Genomic DNA, 22,655 nt, shown 5'->3' with positions numbered 1-22,655 from the left:
CACCGGGGCGTGCCTTTTGTCTATCGCACCGATCGGCTTACCAGCTCTTGTAGGGCAGGAACTTGCCGTTGAGCACGATCTGCACCCGGTCGCCCTTGGGATCGGCCACCCGCGAGATGTCCATGCTGAAGTCGATGGCACTCATGATGCCGTCGCCGAACTCTTCATGGATCAGGGTTTTGATGGTATCGCCGTAGACATTGATCATCTCGTAGAAACGATAGATCAGCGGATCGGTGGGCACGGCCTTGTCCCACTGCTTGTGCGGACAGGCTTGCAGCGCCAGGGACACCTCGCTCGGCAATTCCAGCACCTGGCACAGGCGTTCCGCCACCGCCGGCGCCATGCTGTTCATGCCCAGGCAGGCAGAGGTGGTCCAGACCGGCGACATTTCCAGGCTGGCGGCGATCGCCGCCCAGCTCAGGCCCAGGCGCTGCTTGGCGGCGAGAATGGCGGCGGTCATTTCGGGCTTGTTCATGGCAGTACCTCGCAGGAGAGAACCGGGATCTTTGCAGACCCTGTGCCAGACGCAGAAAGCGCTCTGGCAAGGTCTCCGCAGCGCCCTGCCCGCCTCCCGCTGCACCAGAAAGCAGCCCTGTCACCGCATGGCGCCCAAGAAAAAAGCCGACCGGCTTGGCGCCGGTCGGCTCTTGTCCACCCGCAGTGGCTTAGACGCCCAGGTAGTCGAGGATGCCCTCGGCGGCGTTGCGACCTTCGAAGATGGCGGTCACCACCAGGTCGGAGCCGCGCACCATGTCGCCACCAGCAAAGATCTTCGGGTTGCTGGTCTGGTGCTTGAACTCGTGCAGCCCCGGCGCGACCACGCGGCCCTGGCTGTCGAGGTCGATGCCGAATTGCTCGAACCAGGGCGCCGGGCTCGGCCGGAAACCGAAGGCGATGACCACCGCATCGGCCGGCAGGATCTCCTCGGAACCGGGGATCGGCTCGGGACTGCGACGACCGCGGGCATCGGGCTCGCCCAGGCGGGTCTCCACCACCTTGACGCCTTCCACCCGGTCTTCGCCGATGATGGCGATGGGCTGGCGGTTGAAGAGGAACTTCACGCCCTCTTCCTTGGCGTTCTTCACTTCCTTGCGCGAGCCCGGCATGTTGGCGGCGTCGCGGCGGTAGGCGCAGGTCACGCTCTTGGCGCCCTGGCGAATGGAGGTGCGGTTGCAGTCCATGGCGGTGTCACCACCCCCCAGGACCACCACGCGCTTGCCCTTCATGTCGACGAAGTCGGCCGCATCCTTTTCGAAGCCCAGGTTGCGATTGACGTTGGCCACCAGGAAATCCAGGGCATCGTGCACGCCGGGCAGGTCTTCGCCGGGGAAGCCGCCCTTCATGTAGGTGTAGGTACCCATGCCCAGGAAGACCGCATCGAATTCCTCGAGCAGCTGGTCCATGGTCACGTCCTTGCCCACCTCGGTGTTGAGGCGGAATTCCACGCCCATCCCGCCGAAGACCTCGCGACGACGGCTGAGCACGGTCTTTTCCAGCTTGAACTCGGGAATGCCGAAGGTCAGCAGGCCGCCGATCTCGGGGTGCTTGTCGAACACCACCGGGGTCACGCCGTTGCGCACCAGGATGTCGGCACAACCCAGGCCGGCCGGACCGGCACCGATGACGGCGACGCGCTTGCCGGTCGGCTTGACCTTGGACATGTCCGGGCGCCAGCCCATGGCGAAGGCGGTGTCGGTGATGTACTTCTCCACCGAACCGATGGTCACCGCGCCGAAACCGTCGTTGAGGGTACAGGCACCCTCGCAGAGGCGATCCTGCGGGCAGACCCGGCCACAGACCTCGGGCAGGGTGTTGGTCTGGTGCGACAGCTCCGCCGCCGCCAGGATGTTGCCTTCGGATACCAGCTTGAGCCAGTTGGGAATGAAGTTGTGCACCGGGCACTTCCATTCGCAATAGGGGTTGCCGCAACCCAGGCAGCGGTGCGCCTGCTCGGCAGCCTGCTGCGGCTTGAAGGGATCGTGGATCTCGACGAATTCCTTCTTGCGCTGGCGCAGCAGCTTCTTTTTCGGATCCTTGCGACCGACCTCGATGAACTGGAAGTCGTTGTTCAGACGTTCAGCCATTTCCAAACCTCTTGAAGCGACGCCCTTTTCTGCCGGGCGCCACGAGCTATCACGGTGAAACCGGCGCCCTGGGGAGCCGGCATCGAAGTCGTTATTCCGGACGGGCGCGGGTGCTGACCAGCAGCGACGCAAGGCTTGCGGCCTTGGGCTTCACCAGCCAGAACTTGCGCAGGTAGTCGTCCAGGTTTTCATGGAGATGGCTGCCCCAGGCACTGCCGGTCTCGCGCACGTATTCGGCCAGCACCCCTTCCAGGTGGCTGCGATAGGCTTCCATGGCTTCGCTGTTGATGCGCTGGATTTCCACCAGCTCGTGGTTGACCCGGTCATAGAAGCCGTTGTCCAGGTCCAGCACATAGGCGAAGCCGCCGGTCATGCCCGAGCCGAAGTTGTAGCCGGTCTTGCCCAGGACGCAGACGAAGCCGCCGGTCATGTATTCGCAGCAGTGGTCGCCGGTGCCTTCCACCACGGTGTGGGCCCCGGAGTTGCGCACCCCGAAGCGCTCACCGGCGGTGCCGGCGGCGAACAGCTTGCCACCGGTGGCGCCATAGAGGCAGGTGTTGCCGATGATGGCCGATTCCTGGCTCTTGAAGCCCGCGCCCTGCGGCGGGGTGATGACCAGCTTGCCGCCGGTCATGCCCTTGCCCACGTAGTCGTTGGCGTCGCCTTCCAGATACAGATGCAGGCCGCCGGCGTTCCAGACGCCGAAGCTCTGGCCGGCGGTGCCCTTGAAGCGGAAGGTCAGCGGCGCCTTGACCATGCCCTGGTTGCCGTGGCGTCGGGCGATCTCGCCGGAGACCCGGGCGCCGATGGAGCGGTCGCAGTTGCCGATGCTCAGGCTGAACTCACCGCCTTCGAGCTTTTCGATCCCTGGCAGCGACAGGCGCACCATTTCCTCGGCCAGCAGGCCCTGGTCGAACGGCGGGTTCTTTTCCACCTGGCAGTATTGCGGCTTCTCGGCCGGAATGTGATCGCTCCCCAGCAGCGGGGTGAGATCCAGGTGCTGCTGCTTGGCGGTCTCGCCCGGCAGGATTTCCAGCAGGTCGGTACGGCCGATCAGCTCGCCCAGGCTGCGCACGCCCAGCCTGGCCAGCCACTCGCGGGTTTCCTCGGCGATGAAGGTGAAGAAATTCATCACCATCTCCACCGTGCCGATGAAGTGTTCCTTGCGCAGCCGGTCGTTTTGGGTGGCGACGCCAGTAGCGCAGTTGTTCAGGTGGCAGATACGCAGGTACTTGCAGCCCAGGGCGATCATCGGCGCGGTGCCGAAGCCGAAGCTCTCGGCGCCGAGGATGGCCGCCTTGATCACGTCCAGACCGGTCTTCAGGCCGCCGTCGGTCTGCACCCGCACCTTGCCGCGCAGATCGTTGCCGCGCAACGTCTGGTGCGCCTCGGCCAGGCCCAGCTCCCAGGGCGAGCCGGCGTACTTGATGGAGGTCACCGGCGAAGCGCCGGTACCGCCGTCGTAGCCGGAGATGGTGATGAGGTCGGCATAGGCCTTGGCCACACCGGCGGCCACCGTACCCACCCCGGGCTCGGAGACCAGCTTGACCGACACCAGCGCCTTGGGATTGACCTGCTTGAGGTCGAAGATCAGCTGCGACAGGTCTTCGATGGAATAGATGTCGTGGTGCGGCGGCGGCGAGATCAGGGTCACGCCGGGCACCGCATAGCGCAGCTTGGCGATCAGGCCGTTGACCTTGCCGCCCGGCAGCTGGCCGCCCTCGCCCGGCTTGGCGCCCTGCGCCACCTTGATCTGCAAGACCTCGGCGTTGACCAGGTACTCGGGGGTGACGCCGAAGCGGCCGGTGGCCACCTGCTTGATCTTGGAGCTCTTGATGGTGCCGTAGCGCGCCGGATCCTCGCCACCCTCGCCGGAGTTGGAGCGCCCGCCCAGGCGGTTCATGGCCTCGGCCAGGGCCTCGTGGGCCTCCGGCGACAGAGCGCCCAAGGAGATGCCGGCGGCGTCGAAGCGAGTGAAGATGTTGGCCAGCGGCTCGACCTCTTCCAGGGCCAGGGGCTGGTCGCTGGTCTTGACCTTGAGCAGGTCGCGGATCATGGCCACCGGACGCTGGTCCACCAGCGCGGTGTATTCGCGGAACTTGGCGTAGTCGCCCTGTTGCACGGCGGCCTGCAGCAGATTGACCACGTCCGGGTTGTACGCGTGGTACTCGCCGCCATAGACGAACTTGAGCAGGCCACCCGGCTGGATCGGCTTGCGGTTGTTCCAGGCTTCGCCGGCCAGCAGCTTCTGCTCGGCTTCCAGGTCGACGAAGCGCGCACCCTTGATGCGGCTGGTGACGCCGGGGAAGCAGAGGTCGGTGACCTCGTCCGCCAGCCCCACGGCCTCGAACAGCTGGGCGCCGCGATAGGAGGCGACGGTGGAGATGCCCATCTTGGAGATCACCTTGAGCAGGCCCTTGGTGATGCCCTTGCGGTAGTACTTGAACACCTCGTAGAGATCGCCCAGCACCTCGCCGGTGCGGATCAGGTCGCCCAGCACCTCGTAGGCCAGGAACGGATAGACCGCGGTGGCGCCAAAGCCCAGCAGCACGGCGAAGTGGTGCGGATCGCGGGCGGTAGCGGTCTCCACCAGGATGTTGCTGCTGGTGCGCAGGCCCAGGTTGACCAGGTGGTGGTGCACCGCGCCGGTGGCCAGCACCGCATGCACCGGCAGCTTGCCCGGCTCGATATGGCGGTCGGTCAGCACCAGCAGCACCTTGCCGGCGCGCACGGCCTCCTCGGCCTGCTCGACGATGTTGCGCAGCGCCGCCTCGAGGCCCATGGACTCGGGGTAGTTGAGGTCGATCTTGACATGCTCGAAGCCGGGCTTGGGCATGTTGAGAATGGTCCGCCACTTGGCCGGCGAGACCACCGGGCTGCTCAGGATGGCGCGATCGGCGTGCTCGGCGGTTTCCTCGAAGACGTTGCGCTCGGCGCCCAGGCAGGTCTCAAGGGACATGACGATGGACTCGCGCAGCGGGTCGATCGGCGGGTTGGTGACCTGGGCGAATTGCTGGCGGAAATAGTCGTAGGGCGAACGGATGCGCCGCGACAGCACCGCCATGGGCGTGTCGTCGCCCATCGAGCCCACGGCTTCCTGGCCCTGCTCGCCCAGCGGGCGCAAGACCTGGTCACGCTCCTCGAAGGTGACCTGGAACATCTTCATGTACTGGCGCAGCTGATCCTGGTCGTAGAAGGCCGAACCGTGATCGTTGTCGTCCAGGGTCGCCTGGATACGCATGGCGTTCTTGCGCAGCCACTGCTTGTAGGGATGGCGCGCCTTGAGGCGATTGTCGATGTCGTCGGTCTGCAGCACCTCGCCGGTCTCGGTGTCCACGGCAAGGATCTGGCCCGGGCCGACCCGGCCCTTGGCGATGACGTCGTCGGGCTGGTAGTTCCAGACGCCGACTTCAGAAGCCAGGGTGATGTAGCCGTTCTTGGTGGTCACCCAGCGCGCCGGGCGCAGGCCGTTGCGGTCGAGCAGGCAGACCGCGTAGCGGCCTTCGGTCAGCACCACGCCGGCCGGACCGTCCCAAGGCTCCATGTGCATGGAGTTGAATTCATAGAATGCACGCAGATCGGCGTCCATGGTCTCGACGTTCTGCCAGGCCGGCGGAATGATCATGCGCACGGCGCGGAACAGGTCCATGCCGCCGGTCACCAGCAGCTCCAGCATGTTGTCCATGCTGGAGGAATCGGAGCCGACGCGGTTGACCAGCGGACCGAGCTGGTCGAGGTCGGGGATCAGTTCGTTGACGAACTTGGTCCGCCGCGCCTGGGCCCAGTTGCGGTTGCCGGTGATGGTATTGATCTCGCCGTTGTGGGCGAGGTAGCGGAAGGGCTGCGCCAGCGGCCACTTCGGCAGGGTGTTGGTGGAAAAGCGCTGGTGGAACACACAGATGGCGGTCGCCAGGCGCGGATCGCCGAGGTCCGGATAGAAGGCGGCGAGATCCGCCGGCATCATCAGGCCCTTGTAGACGATGACCCGCGACGACAGGCTGCAGATGTAGTGCTCGGCGTCCTCGGCATTGCGCACCGAGGAACGGCGGCGCGCGGAGAACAGCTTGACCCCGAACTGCTGGTCGTCGAGACCGGGACCGGCGACGAATACCTGCTCGATGCGCGGCAGGCGGGCCAGGGCCAGTTCGCCCAGCACCGAGGTGTCGATGGGCACCTTGCGCCAGCCGACCAGGGTCAGGCCGGCGGCCTCGATCTCCAGGTTCATGTTGGCGCGGGCCTGTTCGGCGCGGGCCTCGTCCTGGTTGAAGAACACCACGCCCGCGGCGTACTGCTCGGGCAACTCGGCGCCGAATTGCTCCTGGGCGATGGCGCGCAGGAAGGCGTCCGGCTTCTGCATGAGCAGACCGCAACCGTCACCGGTCTTGCCGTCCGCGTTGATACCGCCCCGGTGGGTCATGCAGGTCAGGGCTTCGATGGCCGTTTCCAGCAGGTCGTGGCTGGGCTCGCCCTGCATATGGGCGATCAGGCCGAAGCCGCAGTTGTCCTTGAAGCTATCGGGATTGAACAGGCCTGCTTTCATAGCGCTCTCACCGGCAATCAGGTTATTGCGAAGGCATCACAAAACGGTCCGCTTATTTGAACTTTTTTCGGACAGTCAAAGGCTGACCAGTGTAGCGAAAAAATCGCTTACGACAAACACTGATGACACCTGATGAAAATTCGATGACGCAAAACAGAAAGCCCCGGCGTCACTCTCGTGATAGCACCGGGGCTTTCTTTTCGTGCCAGGCAAGAATCAGCGACTGGTGGCGATGTCCTGCTGGATGCTGGCGAAGGTCCGCGGCCAGGGCTTGCTGGCCTGTACCTTGGCCGGCAGCTGCTTGACCGCCGCCTCGGCCGCCGCCCGATTGGCGAAGTTGCCGTAGGTCACCACATAGAGCGCCTTGCCCTGGTAGCTCTTCTTGAAATAGCGGAAGTTGCCACTGTCGGCCTGGGCGGCGATGAAGTCCTGCGCCGCCTTTTCGGTGCTGGTGCCCACCACCTGCAAGGCGTACTTGCTGCCCGCCTGACTGCCGTACCAGCCCGCCGCAGTGCCACCGGCGTGCGCAGGGGCAGCAGCCGGGGCCGGCTTGGCCGGTGCCGGCGCGGGGGTCGGCGCAGGTGCGGTATGCCGGGGCGCCGGAGCGGCCACTGCCGGCGCGCTGGGCGCCGGCGTGCGTGCCGGCGTCCGGCTGGGCAGTTCGTCCTCGTCACTGATGGGCGGGGCGTCGGTGGTCACGGTGGGCGGTACGCCACCCGCACCCATGTCGTTGCCGGCAGCGGTACCAGCCTGACGCCCACCAGCCGCTTCCGCCAGGGGTTCGCGGATGACCGGCTGCGACTCGCCCACCAGCGGCAGGGGTAGCGGCTTGGAAGAGCCATCGAACTGGATGGGCGCCCCCTGGGCGTCCTTGCCGGCGGACGCGGTGTTCTGGCCGCCCATGGGCAGGTCCTGCCCGGCCGTGCCGGTCGCCTGGGTTTCGCTCTTGCCGCCCTTGAGCGACAGCGCCGCAGCGCCGACTGCCAGCACCACCACCCCGAGAATGACCAGATGCTTGCGCGGCAGCGCCGCCAGCAGATTGCGCGAGCCCTTCGCCGGAGCGGCGGCCTTCTTGCGCCGGGCAGTCATGCCGGCCACCAGGACATCCCGGGCTTCTTCGTTGAGCCGACGGGGCCAGCCACCGGAGCGCTGGTGAATGGTCGCGAGTTGCTCGTCGGTAAAGATCTCCAGCCCCTGACCGGCACCTTCCAGGCGCTGGGCGAGATACTCCTCGGCCTCGCTTTCGCTGTAGGGCAGCAATTCGATGGCGTGATAGCGCTCTTCGCCCTGGGCGATGTCCTCCAGGCGCATCACCACTTCCGCCTCGCCGAACAGGAAGACGTGCAGACGCTCCTTTTCGCCGCCACCGGCCAGTTCCAGCAGGGCTTCCAGGGCGGGGGTGGCCAGCGCCTCGGCGTCATCCACCAGGATGTAGACCTCCTGCCCCGCCAGGCGCACTTCCGCCGCCTGCGCGAGAATGGCCGCCGGCGTCTGGCTGTCGGCGCCCACGCCCTTGGCGACCTGGGCCAGCACGGTACGGGCGTCGCCGCCGTTCTGCGCGGAAATCACCACGCAGTGCACGGCTTCCTTCTTGGTGCTGGCCGCCAGCGCCTGGCGCAGCAGCGTCTTGCCGCTGCCCTCGGGACCGCTGACCACCAGCAACAACTGGCTGTAGCGGGCCAGGTGATGCAACTGACCCAGCACCGGCTTGCGCTGCGCCGGAAAGAATTTGAAACCGGGAACGCGGGCGGCGAACGGGTCGTGAGTGAACTGATAGTGACCGAGGAAGGCTTCGTCGGCGTGCAGATTGGACATGGGACTCTCTTGTTCTCCTTACTGGGCGGTCAGCGCTTGGTAATCGGTACGCAGCGTCTGCTCGAGAATGTCGCGGGCGAAGTCGGCGGTCACCACGGCCTGGCCCAGGTCACTGAGCAGTACCAGCCGGAGTTGTCCATCCAGGACCTTCTTGTCCACCGCCATGAGGCGTTCGAAATCGGCCGGCTGCATGTCGGCCGGCGGTACCACGGGAAGCCCGGCCCGGACCAGCAGGCGCAGGGCGCGGTCGCGCTGGGCGGCCGTGAGCCAACCCAGCAGCAGGGACATCTGCAGCGCCATGACCATGCCGGCGGAAACCGCTTCGCCGTGCAGCCAGACGCCATAGCCCTGGTGGGTCTCGATGGCGTGGCCGAAGGTATGCCCCAGGTTGAGGATCGCCCGCAGGCCCGACTCGCGCTCGTCGCTGCCGACCACCTGGGCCTTGGCCGCGCAGGAACGCTCGATGGCTTCGGTGAGGGCCTGCTGGTCCAGCGCCAAGAGCGCCTCGACATGCTCCTCGAGCCAGCCGAGGAAGGGCTCATCGCAGATCAGGCCGTACTTGATGACCTCGGCCAGACCCGCCGACAGTTCGCGCGCCGGCAGGGTCGCCAGGCTGGCGGTGTCGATGACCACGGCCTTGGGCTGGTAGAAGGCGCCGATCATGTTCTTGCCCAGCGGGTGGTTGATGCCGGTCTTGCCGCCCACCGAGGAATCGACCTGGGACAGCAGCGTGGTCGGCACCTGGATGAAGTCCACCCCGCGCTGATAGCAGGCCGCGGCGAACCCGCCCATGTCGCCGACCACCCCGCCACCGAGGGCGATGAGGGTGGTCTTGCGATCATGACGATCCTGCAGCAGACCGTCGAAGATCAGCTGCAGGGTTTCCCAGTTCTTGTGCGCCTCGCCATCGGGCAGCACGATCGAGCTGACCTGGCGATCGCCCAGGGTGCGCAGCAGGCGCTCCAGATAGAGCGGCGCGATGGTTTCGTTGGTGACGATCGCCACCTTGCGCCCGGCGAGATGGGGCAGGAAGCATTCCGGCTGATCCAGAAGGCCCTGGCCGATGTAGATCGGGTAGCTGCGCTCACCGAGCTCGACGTGAAGAGTCCGCATGCCGTCACCTTGATTCAAAGGGCGCCTAGCATAGCGCAGAACGCCTGCGGCTTTAATGCGGTGCCAGGGCTTTCAGACGGTCGAGTATCTGCAGCACGACCAGCCGTGGCGGCCGCTCGTCGGTCTCGATGATGATGTCGGCGATTTCGCGGTACAGCGGATCGCGCATGGCCATGAGAGTGCGCAGCACCGCCGCGGGATCGGCGGTCTGCAGGAGCGGGCGATTGCGATCGCGGGAGGTGCGCTCGATCTGCTGCTCGATGGAGGCATGCAGATAGATGACCCGCCCACCGCGCTTGAGCGCCTGGCGATTGTCCTCGCGCAGCACGGCGCCACCGCCGGTGGCCATCACCAGGCCGTTTTCCGCACACAGCTCGGCGATCGCGGCGCGTTCGCGCTCGCGAAAGCCCTGCTCGCCTTCCACATCGAAGATCCAGGGGATGTCGGCACCGGTACGTTCTTCGATTACCTTGTCGGAATCCTTGAACGGCAGCCGCAATTCCTTCGCCAGGAGCCGGCCGATGGTGCTCTTGCCCGAGCCCATCGGTCCTACGAGAAACAGATTACGCACTTATGTCATCGACCAACCGCTATCGCCTGGTTGTTCATGATACGCGGCGTGAGGAAGATCAGCAGCTCGACTTTGCTGTCGGTGACCGAATCCCGGCGGAACAGTCGGCCGACATAGGGAATGTCGCCCAGCATCGGCACCTTGGTGGTGGACTTGGTCTGGGTGTTGGAGAACACCCCGCCCAGTACGATGGTCTCGCCATCGCTCACCAGTACCTTGGCATTGACCTCGTTCTTGCTGATCGGCGGCACGCCGTTGAGGGCGTTCTGGTAGTCAGGGGCATCCTTGTTGACCTTGACCTCCATGATGATGCGGTTGTCCGGGGTGATCTGCGGCGTGACCTCCAGCGACAGGGCGGCCTGCTTGAAGCTGGTGCTGGTGGCACCGCTGGAACTGGCCTCCTGGTAGGGGATCTCGGTACCGCGCAGGATCTTGGCGGTCTCCTTGTCCGAGGTCACCACCTTGGGCTGGGAGATGATCTCGCCATTGCCGCTGGACTGCAGGGCGGACAGCTGCAGGTCGAGCATCTGGCCACCGGCCATGAAGCCGATGCCGATACCCGAGGTGCTGCCGGAAACGCCCATGTCAACGAAGGGCGTGGGCGCCACGCCACTGGCGGAGGTGAAGTTGCCGACCGTGCTGCTCCCCGGCAGGTAGACCTGACCGGTGGTGCTGTCCACGGTCGTCGCGCCGTCCTTGCCATAGACCGAGAAATTGCCGTGGCTGCTATTACCGCCCCAGCGCACGCCCAGCTGCTTGCTGTAGTCGACGTTGGCCTCCACCAGCCGCGCCTCGATCATCACCTGGCGCACCGGGATGTCCAGCTGGGAGACGATGCGGCGGAGTTCGTCCAGGCGATTCTGGGTCTGGTAGGCGATGATGCTGTTGGTGCGCTCGTCCACCGAGATGGAGCCGCGCTCGTCGGCGGTCTTGTCGGCACTGGTCACCGACTGGAACAGCTTGGCGATGTCGGCGGCCTTGGCGTAGTTGACCTGGATCAGGTCGCGACGCAAGGGGGCCAGTTGCTGGATCTGCTTCTGGGACTCCAGCTCCTGACGTTCGCGGGCGGCGATCTCGTCGGCCGGGGCCACCAGCAGCACGTTGCCGATCTGGCGCTTGTCCAGCCCCTTGGTCTTGAGGATCAGATCCAGCGCCTGGTCCCAGGGCACGTTCTGCAGGCGCAGGGTAATGTTGCCCTGCACGGTGTCGCTCGCCACCAGGTTGAGATTGGTGAAGTCGGCGATCAGCTGCAGCACCGAGCGGACATCGATGTCCTGGAAGTTCAGCGACAGCTTCTCGCCGGTATAGGTGAAGCGATCGGCTGCGCGCTTTTCCTTTTCCTCGGTGGTGAGCGGCTTGACGCTCAGGGTCAGACGGTTGTTGGTCTGGTAGGCCAGGTAGTCGTAGGTACCGGTCGGCTCGATGACGATGGACGCCCCGCCGCTGTCAGCGGAGGCGTTGACGAACTGCACGGGGGTAGCGAAGTCCTTGACGTCCAGCCGTACCCGCAGCTCTTCGGGCAGCTGGGTACCGGCAAAGGTCAGGCGAATCTTGCCGCCCTGCTCCTGGATGTCCGGATTGATGCCGGTCTCGCTCAGGTCGATGACCACGTTGCCCTCGCCCTGGGGCCCACGCTGGAAATCGATATGGCGGATCGCCTTGCCGCGCAATTGCGGCCGCGGCGCGGTCATGGCCGCCACGGTAGAGGTGGCCTGGGTCGGCGGCAGCGGCGTGCGGGCGATCGCGCCGGGCAAGGGAGCGGACGACGGCGCGGTCACGGTGGTCGGCGCAGCGGCGCGCGGCAGGTTGGGCGTCAGGTTGGCCTGGGCGCTGGCCGTCTGGCGACCGGCGGTGCCCCCGATGGTGACGAACAGGTTGCGACCGTCGGCCCGGGTGTCGTAGCTGGCCAGATTGGTGAGGTTGATGATCAGGCGGGTGCGGTTGCCCGCCTCGACCACCGTCACGCTGCGGGCATTGCCATTGCCCAGCTCACGGCTCTTGGTACCGAGCTTGTTGGCGACGCCGGGCAGGTCCAGGGCGATGCGCGCCGGCTGCTCGATGGTGTAGCCCTTGGGCACCGGCACCGGCTGATCGAAGGTCAGCTTGAGTTCGATGCGATCCCCGGGCAGGGAGGCGACGTTCAAGGCCTGCAGATCGGCTGCCAGAGCCTGGCAGGCCAGGCTGCTCAGCAGCAGGGCCAGGCCCAGCCCCAGTCGTCCCGCGATAGTAGTGTTCACAGTGCTCGCCCCGCCCATTTAAGTCTTTTCCTTCAAGGTGATGGTGCGCGGCCGTTCCAGCCAGCCACCCTCGCCATCCGGGACGATTTCGATCACGTCGATCTCGCCATCGGTAATCTTGGTGATGCGCCCGTCATTGCGTCCCAGGTAGTCGCCCACCTTGACGCGATGCACGCCCCCGGCGCCGTTGACCAGCGCATAGCGGCCACTGGCATTGGCCAGGATGCCGACCATGCTGAAGGTCTCGATGTTGAAGCCTTCGAGAAACTGCTTGGGCCGATTCACGTCCGGCTTGATGTTGCCGGTTCCGCGCTGGCGCACCGTGGGATCGATGCGTACCGGTGCCTGGAAGGGGCTGCGCAGGGCCGAAGCCGCATAGGTGAAGGGTTCGTAGGCGCGAAACTGCGGCAGCGGCTCGATGGAACCACGCGGCTTGGCGCGGGTTTCGTCCATGAAGGCCTGCAGATCGCTGGTATCGCTGGAACCGCAGCCGACCAGCACGCCGGTCAGCAGGCATAACAACAGGGGCGTCCTCATTTGCCGAGCCCCTTGTCGTTGTAGCGATAGGTCTTGGCCAGGACATTCATGCGCAACTTGCCGCCGCCTCCAGAGACCGTGCCGCCGCCATTGGCGTTTCTGTCGTCCACCGGCTTGAGGTCGAAGTCGTGCAGGGTGACGATGCGCGGCAGGCTGGACACGCTGCTGACGAAAGTCGCCAAGTCATGATAGCTGCCCACCACGGTGATCTGGATCGGCAACTCGACATAGAACTGCTGGGTGACCTCGGGCAGCAGCTTGATCTGCTCGAACTCCAGGCCACTGCCAAGACCGGTGCGGGTGATGTCTTCCAGCAGCGCCGGCACCTCGGTATCGCCGGGCAGTTGCCGCAGCAGGGCACCGAAGGACTCCTCCATCTCCACCATCTGCTGCTTGTAGGCATCCAGATTGGCCGCCTGGAAGGCCTTGCTGGCGTATTGCTGCTTGAGGGTCTCTTCCTGGTTGCGCTGGCTGTCCAGCTGGGCCTGCATGTCGCTGAGGTGGAATTGATAACCGAGCAGCAGCACCACCAGCACGATCAGCAGGCAGGCGATGACCTTGACCGGCTTGGGCCAGGAACCGAGGTTCTCCAGGCTGAGCTCGTTGATGTCGACCTTGCGCAGGCTGGCCAGGGAATCGGCGAGACTCATGGTTTGCCTCCCTGGGCGAGCGGGGCCGGTGTCGCAGGGGCGCCGGGCTGGGTCTGCTTGACGGTGAGCTGGAAGGTATTGGCCTGGTCCACCGCACCCGCGGTGGTGGCCTTCACCTCGATCAGCGTAGGCGAGGCGAACCAGTCCGAGGCATCCAGGTTACGCATCAGGTTGGAGACCCGGTTGTTGGATTCCGCCTCGCCGCTGATCGACAGGGTGTCACCCTGCATCTTCAGCTCGCGGAAGTAGACGCCGTCCGGCAGCGTCCGCACCAGTTGATCGAAGACATGGCCGATGACCGGGCGGTTGCCCTGCAGGTCTTGGATGATCTTCATCCGCGCCAGCAGTTGCTGACGACGGGTCTTGAGTTCGCTGATCTCCTTGATGCGCACATCCAGCTGGGCAATGTTCTGCTGGATGAAGGCATTGCGCGCCTCCTGGCGGGCGATCTCGCCGGACAGGTACTGGTCGCCGAGAAACACGGCGCCACAGGAGAGCACGAAGATGCCACCCAGGATCACCAGGAACTGCTTGCGCCTTTCTTCGCGCAGCTGCTCCCGCCAGGGCAAGAGGTTGATGCGGGCCATCTAGTCGAAACTCCTCATGGCCAGGCCGCAGGCGATCATCAGCGCCGGGGCGTCACCCGCCAGGGCCGCCGCGTTGACCTTGTTGCTGACGGTCATGTCGGCGAAGGGATTGGCCAGGACCGTGGGGGTGCCGATTTTCTGCTGGATCAAACGGTCGAGTCCGGAAATTGACGCGGTTCCTCCAGCAAGCAAGATGTAGTCCACATCATTGTATTGCCCGGCGGCGAAAAAGAACTGCAGCGAACGCGCCACCTGTTGCACCACCGCCTCGCGGAAGGGCGTCAGCACCTCACTCTGGTAGTCGTCCGGCAGCCCGCCCTGCTTCTTGGCCAGACCGGCCTCTTCCACCGACAGGCCATAGCGACGCTGGATCTCTTCGGTGAGCTGGCGACCGCCAAACAGCTGTTCGCGGGTGTAGATGGTCTTGCCGTTGTGCAGCACGCTCAGGGTGGTCATGGTGGCGCCGATGTCGACCACCGCCACGGTCAGGTCGTCGACGTGGCCACCGAGCTGATTGGCCAGCAACTGGTAGGCGCGCTCCAGGGCATAGGCCTCGACGTCGACCACCTTGGCCGAGACGCCGGCCAGCGCCAGGGCCGCTTCGCGGACCTCGACGTTTTCCTTCCGGCAGGCGGCCAGCAGCACCTCGACGCGCTCGGCGTTGCGCGGCGACGGCCCCTGCACCTCGAAATCGATGGCGACCTCGTCCAGCGGATAGGGAATGTACTGGTCGGCTTCCAGCTTGATCTGGTTTTCCAGCTCGTCGTCGGTCAGACCGGCGTCCATCTCGATGGTCTTGGCGATCACCGCCGAGCCGGAGACGGCCACGGCAGCGCTGCGCGCGGAGGTGCGCGCCTTGACCAGCACCCGGCCGATGGCCAGGCCCACGCCTTCGAGTTCGGCGATGTTCTTCTCGACCACGGCATTGGCCGGCAGGGGTTCGACCGCATAGGCCTCCACCCGATAGCGCCCGCCTGCACGGCTCAACTCGATGAGTTTCACGGATGTCGAACTGACGTCGATACCCAGCAGCGTATTCGCCTTCTTTCTGAATAGCCCTAGCACATCAGTTCCCTATGAGCGACGGTGGTCTTCCGCGGACGGGCATTAGATAACAGACTTGACACCCGAGCAAATAGCGGCCAACCGCCAAACGCGCCTATAATGGCGACGCCGTGTAGGCTGACCCTCACCTGTCGCCCTTTCCTTCTTTCCATTCGAAAAGTCTCTTGATGCGTGTTCTGAAATTTTTCTGGTGGTCGTTGGTCGCCCTGGTCTGCAGCCTTTTGCTGGGTCTCAGCGGTGCCTTCCTCTACCTCAGCCCCAGCCTGCCCTCCATCGACGCCCTGCGAAACGTGCAACTGCAGATACCTCTGCGGGTGTACAGCGCGGACGGCAAACTCATCGCCGAATTCGGTGAAATGCGCCGCTCGCCGCTGCGGTTCAACGAGATACCGCCCGATTTCATCCATGCCCTGCTCTCCGCCGAGGATGACAACTTCGCCAATCACTATGGCGTGGATGTGAAAAGCCTGGCGCGAGCGGTGAGCCAGCTGGTCAAGACCGGACACATCCAGACCGGCGGCAGCACCATCACCATGCAGGTCGCCAAGAACTACTTCCTGACCAGCGAACGCAGCTTCTCGCGCAAATTCACCGAGATCCTCCTGGCGCTGCAAATCGAGCGCCAACTGACCAAGGACGAGATCCTCGAGCTCTACGTCAACAAGATCTACCTGGGCAACCGCGCCTACGGTATCGAGGCCGCCGCCCAGGTCTACTATGGCAAGTCCATCAAGGACCTGACCGTTGCCCAGATGGCGATGATCGCTGGTCTGCCCAAGGCGCCGTCGCGTTACAACCCGGTCGCTAATCCTGAGCGTAGCCTGGAAAGACGCAATTGGATTCTCGAACGCATGTTCAAGCTCGGTTATATCGATCAGGCGGCCTACCAGGCCGGCATCGCCGAGCCGCTCGAGGCCTATCACCATGTCGCCATTCCCGAGCTCAACGCCCCCTACATCGCCGAGATGGCGCGGGCGGAAATGGTCGGCCGCTATGGCGGTGACGCCTATACCGATGGCTACCAGGTCTATACCACCATCGACAGCCGGCTGCAGACAGACGCCTTCGAGGCCGTGCGCGACGGCCTGACCGACTACGACCGCCGCCATGGCTACCGCGGACCCGAGGCCCAGTGGCCCAACCGCAGCCGGGCCGAGTGGACCGCACTGATCCAGAAGCAGCGCATCGTCGGCGGCCAGGATCCGGCCATCGTCACCCAGGTGGAAAAGAGCGGCATCCTGGTCCTGACCCGCGAGGGCAAGGAAGAGGCAGTCTCCTGGGATTCGATGAAGTGGGCCCGCCCCTACCTCAGCGCCAACAGCCTGGGGCCGCGGCCGAACGGTCCGGCCGACGTGGTCAAGGTCGGCGACCTGATCCGGGTGCAGCGCCAGGACGATGGCAGCCTGAAGTTCTCGCAGATCCCCAAGGCGCAGAGCGCCCTGGTCTCCCTCGACCCCCAGGATGGCGCCATCCGCGCCCTGATCGGCGGTTTCTCCTTCGAGCAGAGCAACTACAACCGCGCGACCCAGGCCCGCCGCCAGCCCGGCTCCAGCTTCAAGCCGTTCATCTATAGCGCGGCCCTGGAAAAGGGCTTCACCGCCGCCAGCCTGGTCAACGATGCGCCCATCGTCTTCATGGACGAGAATCCCGACGAAGCCTGGCGACCAAAGAACGACAACAACACCTTCCTCGGCCCCATCCGCCTGCGCGAGGCGCTGTATCGCTCGCGCAACCTGGTGTCCATCCGGGTGCTGCAGGCCATCGGCATCGACTATGCGCTGGACTACGTCAGTCGCTTCGGCTTCGAGCGCGACCAGTTGCCGCGCAACCTGTCCCTCGCTCTCGGCACCCCGGGCCTGACGCCGCTGGAAGTCGCCACCGGCTGGTCGGTGTTCGCCAACGAGGGTTACAAGGTGACCCCCTACGTGGTCGATCACGTGACCGATCGCGACGGCAAGGTGGTCTATCGCACTGCCGCGCCGCGGGTGCCCCAGCAGGCGCAGGCCAAGGCTGCCCCGGGCGTCGAGGTCACGCCGGCGGCCGACACCGCCGCGGCCGATCCGGCCAATCCGCCGCCGGTGTTCGCGCCCCAGGTCATCGACCCGCGCAACGCCTTCATCATGAACAGCATGCTGCAGGACGTGATCAAGCGCGGCACTGGGCGCAAGGCGCTGGAACTGGGTCGCAACGACCTGGCCGGCAAGACCGGTACCACCAACGAATCCAAGGACACCTGGTTCTCCGGCTACAACGGCGACTACGTGACCACGGTCTGGGCCGGCTTCGATCAACCCGAGACCCTGGGTCGCCAGGAATTCGGCGGCACCGTGGCCCTGCCGATCTGGATGAGCTACATGGGCGCGGCGCTCAAGGATAAGCCGCCGCATCAGCTCAAGGAACCGGAAGGCATCGTTTCCATCCGCGTCGATCCGACCACCGGTCGCGCCGCGCCGCCCGGCACGCCCAACGCCTACTTCGAGCTGTTCAAGAGCGAGGACACCCCGCCGAGTCTGGACGAGCTGCCGCCTGGCGTGGCGCCCGGCACGCCGCTGCCCTCCAGCGAGACCGTGCCCATGGACATCTTCTGATCTCCAGCCAATAAAAAACCCCGCCGCGGCGGGGTTTTTTTATTCCTTCAGGCCTTACTTGGCGAAGACGTCATCCACCGACTTCAGCGGATAGTTCGCCGGATAGGGCAGCGTGGCCACGCCGGTCTCGATGGCGGCCTTGGCCACGGCATCGGATACCAGGGTGATCAGGCGCGCATCCATCGGCTTGGGAATGATGTACTCGCGGCCGAAGCTCAGGCTGTCGACCTTGTAGGCTTCGCAGACTTCCTTGGGCACCGGCAGCTTGGCCAGGTCACGCAGGGCCAGGGCGGCGGCGATCTTCATCTCTTCGTTGATGACCCGGGCGCGGACGTCCAGGGCACCGCGGAAGATGAAGGGGAAGCCGAGGACGTTGTTGACCTGGTTCGGGTAGTCGGAACGACCGGTGGCCATGATCACGTCGTCGCGGGTGGCGTGGGCCAGCTCGGGGGTGATTTCCGGATCCGGGTTGGAGCAGGCGAAGACGATGGGGTTGGCCGCCATGCGCTTGAGGCCTTCGGCCGACAGCAGATTCGGGCCGGACAGACCGACGAAGACGTCGGCACCCTCGAGGGCATCGTCCAGGGTGCGCTTGCTGGTCTCGGTGGCGAAGGCCGCCTTGTACTGGTTCAGGTCGTTGCGGCCGCTGTGGACCACGCCCTGACGGTCGATCATGTAGATGTTCTCGACCTTGGCGCCCATGCTGGCCAGGAGGCGCATGCAGGAGATGGCGGCGGCACCGGCACCCAGGCAGACGATCTTGGCGTCTTCCAGGCGCTTGCCGGCGATTTCCAGGGCGTTGAGCATGCCGGCGGCGGTGACGATGGCGGTGCCGTGCTGGTCATCGTGGAACACCGGGATGTCGCACTGCTCGATCAGGGCGCGCTCGATCTCGAAGCACTCGGGCGCCTTGATGTCTTCCAGGTTGATGCCACCGAAGGTGATGGAGATGCGCTTGACGGTGTCGATGAAGGCCTGGGGGCTCTCGGCGTCCACCTCGATGTCGAAGACGTCCACACCGGCGAAGCGCTTGAACAGCACACCCTTGCCTTCCATCACCGGCTTGGAGGCCAGCGGGCCGAGGTTGCCCAGGCCGAGGATGGCGGTACCGTCGGAGATCACGGCGACCAGGTTGCCCTTGCCGGTGTAACGGTAGGCCAGTTCGGGATCGCGACCGATCTCGCGGACCGGTTCGGCGACGCCGGGGCTGTAGGCCAGGGACAGGTCGCGGGCGGTCGCAGTGGGCTTGGTCAGCTCGACGCTGAGTTTGCCGGGGCGCGGCTGGGCGTGGTACTCGAGGGCAGCGGTTTTGAGATCAGACATTATTGGTATATCCGCGTGGTGTGGGTCTTGGGTCGGGCGAGAATACGCAAAGACTCAAGGTGCCACAAGCAATCGGCCATATGCCTGAAATCAATCGCAATACGACTTTCGGCTAAAACGATTCAACCTGCAAACCCAGCATGTGCGGATCGCTCAAGGTCATCTGCCAGCGGGCGCGCCCCGCTTCCTGGCGCCGGCTGCGATCGGAAATCCAGCCCCGCGCCTCGAGCTGGCGGCCGACCCATTGATGCAGCGGCACGCCGTCGAAGGCCTCGACGAAGCGCTCGGGGACATGGACCACCAGATCGCCTTCGAACTGCAGCCAGAGGCCGCCGCGATTGCGTTCGACGTCCAGCAGACGCCCCTGCACCACGGCGAAACCGCCTTCCGCGATCCGGGTGGCGGGAGTCGGCGCCTGCTTCCAGACCCCGAGACGCGCCCGGCGCGCCTGGCTTTGCGCGGCGGCCTGACAATCGGCCAGCCGGATATTGGGCGCGATGGCGACGGCATAGCCGAGACCCTCGGCGATCAACCGGGCTTCCAGATTGTCGCCCTCGCGATCATAGAGATGCGCCAGGGTGCGGCCGTAATGGTCGGTCGCCTCGCTACCCGGCACCAGCCGCAGGCGCTCGTCGCTAGCCGCGACCAGTTCCTGCAGGCGCCGGCGCGCCGCCTCGGCATAGGGCTGGGCGGTACCGCCGGACTTGCCCAGCTCGGGCGCATTGACGCCGATCAGCCGGACCGAGCGGCCGTCGACCAGGCGCAGGGTATCGCCATCCACCACCTGCCGGACCATCACCTCCTGGCCACCAGGCAGCAGCGGGCACGCCGCCAGGGCCGCGGGCGCGCCGGTCACGCCACAAACGAAAAAGGCGCCCCAGAGGGACGCCTTCTTCAGTGTCGAACCATGCGGAGATGGTCGACGGCAGCGCATTACTTGCTGCTGCCGAACACGCCGAAGCGCTGCTTGAAGCGGTCGATACGGCCGCCAGCGTCCAGGACCTTCTGCTTGCCGGTGTAGAACGGGTGGCATTCGGAGCAGACGTCCAGGTGAATGTTCTTGCTCAGGGTCGAGCGGGTCTTGATGACATTGCCGCAGCTGCAGGTGGCTTCGATGGCATCGTACTGCGGATGGATATCAGCTTTCATGGGGCTATCCTCGGGGTCTAGCTGTGCCGCCACCCGGCGCCATTGCCGGATACCGCACAGATTTGGGCTGCAAATCATACCAGAGCAGCTAAGAGGTGCAAGCAGCCCCCAAACCGCCCGTCTGCTACCATCGGGCTTTCCTCCTGCGAGCCCTGCCGTGCCCCTGATCCTGCGCCTGGCGCTGCCCTCCCCGCTGCGCCGCCTGTTCGACTATCTGCCGCCCAAGGGAGCGGTCGAGGAGCAGTTGCGCCCGGGCGTGCGGCTGCGGGTGCCCTTTGGCCGCCGCGAGGTGATCGGGGTCCTGATCGAGGTCGCCCAGGAGACCGAGGTGCCGCCGGACAAGCTGCGCAAGGCGCTGCAACTGCTCGACGAGCGCCCGCCGCTGCCAAGTGCGCTGTTCGAACTCTGCCAGTGGTCCGCCCAGTACTATCAGCACAGCCTAGGTGACACCCTGAGCTGGGCACTTCCTGCCCTTTTGCGTCAGGGAGAACCGGCGGAGCGACGGCTGCAGCGCTTCTGGATCGCCCAACCCGAAGCCCGCCCGGAAGATCCACGCCTGGCCCGGGCGCCGCGCCAGCGCGAGGCGCTCAAGACCCTGCGCCAGCATCCCCATGGCGTACTGCACGAATTGCTCGGCCAGCTCGGCCTGGTCAAGGACAGCCTCGATCTCCTGCAGGCCAAGGGCCTGGTCAAGGTGGAGACCCGCTATCACCAGCCGCATCGGCACCAGGGCGCCTGGCTCGCCCAGGCCGAGCTGCCGCTCAACGGCGAGCAGCGCCTGGCCTACGAAGCGGTCCGCGCCGGCAGCGGCTTCCACTGTTATCTGCTGGAAGGGGTGACCGGCAGCGGCAAGACCGAGGTCTATCTGCAGCTGATCCGCGCCACCCTGGAAGCGGGACGTCAGGCCCTGCTGCTGATCCCCGAGATCAACCTGGGGCCCCAGACCCTGGGTCGGTTCGAACAGCGCTTCAATGCGCGCATCGCCCTGCTGCATTCGGCGCTGACCGATCGCGAGCGCATGGACATCTGGCTGGCCGCCCGCGATGGCGAACTGGACATCGTGGTGGGCACCCGCTCGGCGCTGTTCACCCCGCTCAAGCACCCCGGGCTGATCATCGTCGACGAAGAACACGACGCCTCCTATAAACAGCAGGAAGGCCTGAGGTACCACGCCCGCGACCTGGCGGTGGTCCGCGCGCGCTTCGAGAATCTGCCGGTGGTGCTGGGTTCGGCCACGCCCTCGCTGGAAAGCCTGCACAACGCCGAGCAGGGCCGTTACGCCCATCTGCCTCTGTCGCTCCGCGCAGGTGGCGCCCAGCCGCCGCGCTTCGAGCGCCTGGACGTGCGCAGTCGCCCCCTGGACAGCGGCCTGTCCCAACCGCTGCTCAAGGCCATGGGCGCGACCCTGGAACGCGGCCAGCAGGTGCTGGTGTTCCTCAATCGCCGCGGCTTCGCCCCTACCCTGCTCTGCCACGATTGCGGCTGGCTGGCCCAGTGCCCGCGCTGCGATGCCCGCATGACCTATCACCGCGGCTCCGGCGAGTTGCGCTGCCACCATTGCGATCAGCGCCAGACGCCCCCGCGCCACTGCCCCTCCTGCGGCAAGCTCGACCTGCGTCCGGTGGGTGCCGGCACCGAACGCGCCGAGGAACGCCTGCAGCTGCTGTTCCCGGACGTCCCGGTGCTGCGCATCGACCGCGACACCACGGCGCGCAAGGACGCCCTGGGCAAGCTGCTGAGAACCATCCACAGCGGCGCGCCCTGCATCCTGGTCGGCACCCAGATGCTCGCCAAGGGCCACCACTTTCCCAAGGTGACCCTGGTCGCCGTGCTGGACGCCGACAGCGGGCTGTTTTCCGCCGACTTCCGCGCCAGCGAGCGCATGGCCCAGCAGATCGTCCAGGTGGCCGGCCGCGCCGGGCGCGCCGAGGAACCGGGCCAGGTGCTGATCCAGACCCATCTGGCCGATCATCCGCTCATGGTGCAGCTGGCCGAGGAAGGCTATCCGGCCTTTGCCCGCCAGGCCCTGCAGGAGCGCCGCGCCGCCGGCCTGCCGCCCTTCGCCTATCTGGCGCTGCTGCGTGCCGATGCCCATCGCCAGGATCAGGTGGAGAATTTTCTCGAGGCGGCCTATCACGTCGCCGAGGGCCTGGCGGTCAATCTCGCCCTGCCCCAGGTGGAGTTGCTTGGTCCGGTACCGGCGCCAATGGAAAGACGCGCCGGTCGCCATCGGGCCCAGTTGCTGCTGCAGAGCAGCAGTCGCGCGCCCCTGCACCGGCTGCTGGGCATCTGGGTCGTCCAGCTGGAAAGCCTGCCCGAAGCCCGCCAGGTGCGCTGGTCGCTGGATGTGGATCCCATCGATCTCTTCTAGTGGCATAGGCTTACCATTGGCA

16 protein-coding genes are annotated in these 22,655 nt (G+C 65.7%); 2 read left to right on the top strand and 14 right to left on the bottom strand.

What is annotated here, in order from left to right; translation table 11 throughout:
• Window positions 1-37 precede the first annotated feature (37 nt).
• The 11 genes from cynS to PSEK12I1_RS0121710 all read right to left on the bottom strand — a co-directional run bounded on the left by cynS (window position 38) and on the right by PSEK12I1_RS0121710 (window position 15,202).
• Entirely contained in the window at window positions 38-478 is a 441-nt protein-coding gene (gene cynS / locus PSEK12I1_RS0121760) for a cyanase (RefSeq protein WP_027598905.1), read from the bottom strand.
• A gap of 190 nt (window positions 479-668) precedes the next feature.
• On the bottom strand, window positions 669-2,087 hold the full coding sequence (locus PSEK12I1_RS0121755; RefSeq protein ID WP_027598906.1) for an FAD-dependent oxidoreductase: 1,419 nt from the start codon (window positions 2,085-2,087) through the stop codon (window positions 669-671).
• A 91-nt stretch (window positions 2,088-2,178) separates the two neighbouring features.
• Window positions 2,179-6,627, bottom strand: a complete 4,449-nt coding sequence (gene gltB, locus PSEK12I1_RS0121750) for a glutamate synthase large subunit (RefSeq protein ID WP_027602910.1) — start codon at window positions 6,625-6,627, stop codon at window positions 2,179-2,181.
• Between the two features lie 216 nt (window positions 6,628-6,843).
• Window positions 6,844-8,442, bottom strand: a complete 1,599-nt coding sequence (locus tag PSEK12I1_RS0121745) for an AAA family ATPase (protein WP_027602909.1) — start codon at window positions 8,440-8,442, stop codon at window positions 6,844-6,846.
• Window positions 8,443-8,460: 18 nt separating this feature from the next.
• Window positions 8,461-9,555 carry a 3-dehydroquinate synthase gene (aroB, locus tag PSEK12I1_RS0121740; protein WP_007161628.1) on the bottom strand — a complete coding sequence of 365 codons (1,095 nt, stop codon included), beginning with the start codon at window positions 9,553-9,555 and terminating at the stop codon, window positions 8,461-8,463.
• A gap of 52 nt (window positions 9,556-9,607) precedes the next feature.
• Window positions 9,608-10,126: a shikimate kinase AroK gene (aroK, locus tag PSEK12I1_RS0121735; protein WP_007161627.1), complete on the bottom strand. Its 519-nt coding sequence runs from the start codon at window positions 10,124-10,126 to the stop codon at window positions 9,608-9,610.
• 5 nt (window positions 10,127-10,131) lie between these two features.
• Entirely contained in the window at window positions 10,132-12,381 is a 2,250-nt protein-coding gene (gene pilQ / locus PSEK12I1_RS0121730; RefSeq protein WP_081737460.1) for a type IV pilus secretin PilQ, read from the bottom strand.
• Window positions 12,382-12,900: a pilus assembly protein PilP gene (locus PSEK12I1_RS0121725; RefSeq protein WP_027602907.1), complete on the bottom strand. Its 519-nt coding sequence runs from the start codon at window positions 12,898-12,900 to the stop codon at window positions 12,382-12,384.
• Window positions 12,897-13,550, bottom strand: coding sequence for a type 4a pilus biogenesis protein PilO (gene pilO / locus PSEK12I1_RS0121720; RefSeq protein WP_027602906.1), 654 nt, complete (start codon window positions 13,548-13,550; stop codon window positions 12,897-12,899). The genes PSEK12I1_RS0121725 and pilO overlap by 4 nt, the downstream gene beginning before the upstream one ends.
• Complete coding sequence (locus tag PSEK12I1_RS0121715; RefSeq protein WP_007161623.1) at window positions 13,547-14,137, bottom strand: PilN domain-containing protein; 591 nt, start codon at window positions 14,135-14,137, stop codon at window positions 13,547-13,549. Before PSEK12I1_RS0121715 ends, pilO begins: the two co-directional genes overlap by 4 nt.
• A complete protein-coding gene (locus PSEK12I1_RS0121710; RefSeq protein ID WP_027598915.1) occupies window positions 14,138-15,202 on the bottom strand; it encodes a pilus assembly protein PilM in 1,065 nt (354 codons plus the stop codon).
• Window positions 15,203-15,369: 167 nt separating this feature from the next.
• Here PSEK12I1_RS0121710 and PSEK12I1_RS0121705 point away from each other — a divergent pair, with 167 nt between their 5' ends.
• Entirely contained in the window at window positions 15,370-17,790 is a 2,421-nt protein-coding gene (locus PSEK12I1_RS0121705; RefSeq protein WP_027602905.1) for a penicillin-binding protein 1A, read from the top strand.
• A 54-nt stretch (window positions 17,791-17,844) separates the two neighbouring features.
• On the opposite strand, the gene PSEK12I1_RS0121700 is transcribed toward PSEK12I1_RS0121705, so the two are convergent.
• The 3 genes from PSEK12I1_RS0121700 to rpmE form a co-directional block, all read right to left on the bottom strand.
• Window positions 17,845-19,113: a malic enzyme-like NAD(P)-binding protein gene (locus PSEK12I1_RS0121700; RefSeq protein WP_027598917.1), complete on the bottom strand. Its 1,269-nt coding sequence runs from the start codon at window positions 19,111-19,113 to the stop codon at window positions 17,845-17,847.
• A 112-nt stretch (window positions 19,114-19,225) separates the two neighbouring features.
• Window positions 19,226-20,047 carry a thermonuclease family protein gene (locus PSEK12I1_RS0121695; RefSeq protein WP_037007298.1) on the bottom strand — a complete coding sequence of 274 codons (822 nt, stop codon included), beginning with the start codon at window positions 20,045-20,047 and terminating at the stop codon, window positions 19,226-19,228.
• The gene (gene rpmE, locus PSEK12I1_RS0121690) at window positions 20,047-20,262 is read right to left on the bottom strand and encodes a 50S ribosomal protein L31 (RefSeq protein ID WP_007161618.1); all 216 of its coding nucleotides are present in this window, start codon (window positions 20,260-20,262) and stop codon (window positions 20,047-20,049) included. The genes PSEK12I1_RS0121695 and rpmE overlap by 1 nt, the downstream gene beginning before the upstream one ends.
• A 157-nt stretch (window positions 20,263-20,419) precedes the next feature.
• Between rpmE and PSEK12I1_RS0121685 the strand changes: the two genes are divergently transcribed.
• On the top strand, window positions 20,420-22,633 hold the full coding sequence (locus PSEK12I1_RS0121685) for a primosomal protein N' (protein ID WP_027602903.1): 2,214 nt from the start codon (window positions 20,420-20,422) through the stop codon (window positions 22,631-22,633).
• Window positions 22,634-22,655: the final 22 nt, after the last annotated feature.

The organism is Pseudomonas sp. MOIL14HWK12:I1, assembly GCF_000510705.1.
In the GTDB taxonomy this organism is placed as follows: domain Bacteria; phylum Pseudomonadota; class Gammaproteobacteria; order Pseudomonadales; family Pseudomonadaceae; genus Chryseomonas; species Chryseomonas oryzihabitans.
This window is presented reverse-complemented; position numbering and strand designations above follow the sequence as displayed.